The 2,496-nt window shown below is 65.7% G+C and carries 2 protein-coding genes; one reads left to right on the top strand and one right to left on the bottom strand.

The window, feature by feature from the left end:
• Positions 1–77: 77 nt before the first annotated feature.
• On the bottom strand, positions 78–1,343 hold the full coding sequence (locus tag VOI29_RS24040) for a cytochrome b/b6 domain-containing protein (RefSeq protein WP_323784365.1): 1,266 nt from the start codon (positions 1,341–1,343) through the stop codon (positions 78–80).
• Between the two features lie 180 nt (positions 1,344–1,523).
• Between VOI29_RS24040 and fabD the strand changes: the two genes are divergently transcribed.
• The gene (gene fabD, locus VOI29_RS24045; protein ID WP_323784367.1) at positions 1,524–2,456 is read left to right on the top strand and encodes an ACP S-malonyltransferase; all 933 of its coding nucleotides are present in this window, start codon (positions 1,524–1,526) and stop codon (positions 2,454–2,456) included.
• Positions 2,457–2,496 lie beyond the last annotated feature (40 nt).

Raw genomic sequence — 2,496 nt, forward strand, 5'->3', positions numbered from 1 at the left:
CGGCGCCCGGCCCAAGGCTGGAAAAGGGATCAGCCCGCTGATCACCGCCAGGCGCGGGAGCGCGCCGGCGGTGCGGATCAGTCCGCCCGGACCGCCTCCAGTTCCACCGGCACCTCCACGGCAAACCCCAGCGAGCTTTCATCCGGCAGGCTTTTGCCAATGCCGAAATCAAGCCGGTTCAGGGTCAGCATTCCAGCCATCTTTGCGGTGTTCCCCTCCAGCTCCAGATCAAAGGGCAGGGTGACCGGCACTGTCTGGCCCTTGATGGTCAGGGTGCCCGCCGCCTGATACCCCTCAGCCAGCTTTTCGATATCCGCCTTGAACAGGGCGGCCGGGAAGTTGGAGCTGTCAAAATAATCCGCCCCCATCGCCTGACCGGCAACCGACCCCAGTTCCAGCGAGGGAATGGATACGGTCACTTCCACATTTCCTGCCGGACCCGGCGCGGCAGGTTCTTCAAAGCTGATCACCGCATCCCACTCGCCGAAGCTTCCGGAAACGACGCTGCCCATCTGGGTGACGGACAGGCCCAGGGTGCCGGTCTGCACAGTCCAGCCGCCCCCGGCCGCAGGGCCCGCAGCCACGACAGGGGCAACGGTGCCCTCCGCCCCCGATTCCCGTTCCTTGGCCTGGCTTTGATCCTGGCCGCCATAGACACCGATCATTGCGCCACCGCTCAAGGCACCGGCCCAGACCGCCAGCGCCGCCAGCAAAGGCACCAGGCTGTGGGTTTGCGCGGGCGGCTGCGGCAGGTCTGCGCGGCCCGGCAGCATCCGGCGCAATGTGGCGTCGCGGTCGATCACATGATGCTTCAGCGCCCCGGCAACATGCAGCGCCAGCGAGGCACCCAGCGTCCAGACCAGCACCCAGTGCACGCCGCCAAAGAAAGCGGCCGCCGCCTCGGACTTCGGCACAAACGGCAGGCTCTGCCCGAACGGCCACCAGATCGGCGCAAAGCCGGTGGTCGCGGCGTGATGGATCCAGCCCGACAGCGGCACCGCCACCAGCGAGCCGTAGAGCAGCCAATGCACCATCTCCGCCGCCAGCGCCTCGGCCCTGCGTTCCGGGTGCAGCAGGCCGGGCTTCGGCTGGCTCAGCGCCCACAGGATCCGCAACAGCGCGGTAAAGAACACGGTGACGCCCAGCGTCTTGTGCAGCGAAAACAGCAGTGTGGCCCGTGCGATCACCGCCTGGCTGCCGTCAAACCCCTGGCTTTGGATTTCCTGCGCCAGCCCGTTGGCGAAATAGCCCAGCGGAAAGGCCGAGAAGATCAGCAGCGCGGTCAGCCAGTGGAAGGTCTTGGTGATGCTGCCATAGCTTTGAAAGGTGTTCTGGCGGGGCATAGGGCTGCCGGTCCTTCTTGTGTTCATGCGTTGCCTTCAAGGTAACAACACCTTTGCCGGGTGCAATATTCGCGCGCCCTTCATCCGCGCACAGGATTGGTGCGCGACGTGCAGCTTTGCTTGTACGTGAGGACAAGGCCCGTTACATCAGGCAAAACGCTTAAACAGACGAGGTCTTCAATGACGATCGCATTTGTGTTCCCGGGACAGGGTGCCCAGACCATCGGTATGGGCAAGGCGCTGGCCGATGCCTATCCGGCGGCCAAGGCCATCTTTGACGAGGTGGATGACGCATTGGGCGAAACGCTGAGCCGGCTGATCTGGGAGGGGGACATTGAAACCCTGACCCTGACTCAGAACGCTCAGCCCGCCCTGATGGCCGCTTCAATGGCCGCCATGCGCGCCTTGGAGGCCGAAGGCGTCACCATTGAAAAAGCCTCCTTCGTGGCGGGCCATTCCCTGGGTGAATATTCGGCGCTGGCGGCTGCCGGGTCGATTTCGGTGGCCGACACCGCGCGCCTTCTGCGCACCCGCGGCCTGGCGATGCAAAGCGCTGTGCCGGTGGGCGAGGGCGCCATGGCGGCGATCCTCGGCCTGGACCTTGAAACTGTGCGCGCCGTCGCGGCAGAGGCCGCGCAGGGCGATGTCTGCCAGGCGGCGAACGACAATGACCCGACCCAGGTGGTGGTTTCCGGCACCAAGGCCGCGGTTGAGCGCGCCGCGGTGATCGCCAAGGAAAAGGGCGCCAAACGCGCGGTGATGCTGCCGGTCAGCGCCCCGTTCCACTGCGCCCTGATGCAGCCCGCCGCCGACGCCATGGCCGAAGCGCTGGCTGGTGTTGAGATCAAATCCCCCGCGGTGCCGCTGATTGCCAATGTGCGCGCGGATGCGGTGACCAGCCCGGATGAAATCCGCGCCTTGCTGGTGGAGCAGGTGACCGGCTCGGTGCGCTGGCGCGAAAGCGTGCAGGCAATGGCCGCCAAAGGCGTGACCGAATTCTGGGAAATCGGCGCAGGCAAGGCGCTGTCCGGCATGATCCGCAAGATCGACCGGACCCTGGCCAGCCGCCAGGTGGGCACCCCCGAAGACGCCAAAGCCGCCTCCGAGGCATAATCCTATTTTCCCGGTGCAGGATTGCTGCGCCGGGGTTCAG

It is taken from the genome of Leisingera sp., assembly GCF_034669605.1.
Taxonomy (GTDB): Bacteria; Pseudomonadota; Alphaproteobacteria; order Rhodobacterales; family Rhodobacteraceae; genus Leisingera.